A 1,003-nucleotide genomic window follows, 5' to 3' on the forward strand; every position below is an offset into this window, starting at 1 on the left:
CGGGGCACGCGGACCTTCTCCAGTACGGGTTCGAACTGCGGCGAGTCCCCGCGTTGCCCGGCGGTCACCACGATCGACATGGGCTTCTGGCCCTGCTCGACGGCCAGGTGCAGCTTGGTGGTGAACCCGCCGCGGGAGCGTCCCAGTCCATGATCACCAGGCTCGGTGAACACGCCGCCCGGCGGCTCCTTCTGCAGGTCGCCCTGCTTCCGGGCCCCGGCAGCATGCTGATGAGCGCGGCACACCGTGGAGTCGACGCTCAGGTCCCACGTGATCGCACCTTCCGCATCGGCCAGGGACTGGAGCCGGGTGAAAATCCGATGCCAGGTGCCGTTCCGCTGCCACCGGCGGAACAGGTCGTAGATTCGGCCCCACGGCCCGTACGCGGCGGGCACGTCCCGCCACGGAACGCCGGTCCGGACCCGAAACCGTATGCCGTCGATCAGCTGCCGCCGAGGCCAGACCGGCGGCCGCCCCGCCCTGGCACCCTTCGGCAACAGCGGCTCCAGCACCGCCCACTGCTCGTCCGTGAGATCTCCCCGACCCATGAACCGTGATCATCCACAGGACAAGATCCACTTTCGACACACGGCCTAGCACCCCCCTACACAGCAGGCAAGGCGTTGGCCATCTTCGACCCCCTGCAGTTCCAGCGGGTGGAGCTAAAGCTGCTTCACGCCTGCCGCGCAGCACACGAGCAAGCAGTGAACAGCAGCGCCCACCCCATGGAAACAGCCGCCCTGGCCCTACGCGACATCTCATCTCGGCCCTGGCCGCCTCCTGCACAGCCCACGCTGCCCACTCAGGAACAAGCCGCCACTTACATGGTGGGAAGATACGAGGCGTTCCAGCGCCGCTCCCCCTACATCCGGGCGGACGACAACACGCTGAATCTTCCCTCCGAAGGCCCTGAGAGTGCGGAACGTGAGCTCTTGTCCGTTTCGTAGTTGAGGTTGGGGAAGGATCCCTGGTCGTGGGTGGGGGGTGGCCCTCAGGCGTCGGG

The 1,003-nt window shown here is 67.3% G+C and carries 1 protein-coding gene; it reads right to left on the minus strand.

The features are described from left to right. The coding region (locus tag ACIQMX_RS42510) for an IS5 family transposase (RefSeq protein WP_402487095.1) at nt 1-548 on the minus strand (548 nt) is incomplete at its 3' end. Between the last annotated feature and the right edge of the window lie 455 nt (nt 549-1,003).

It is taken from the genome of Streptomyces sp. NPDC091416 (genome assembly GCF_044756845.1).
Classification (GTDB): Bacteria; Actinomycetota; Actinomycetes; order Streptomycetales; family Streptomycetaceae; genus Streptomyces.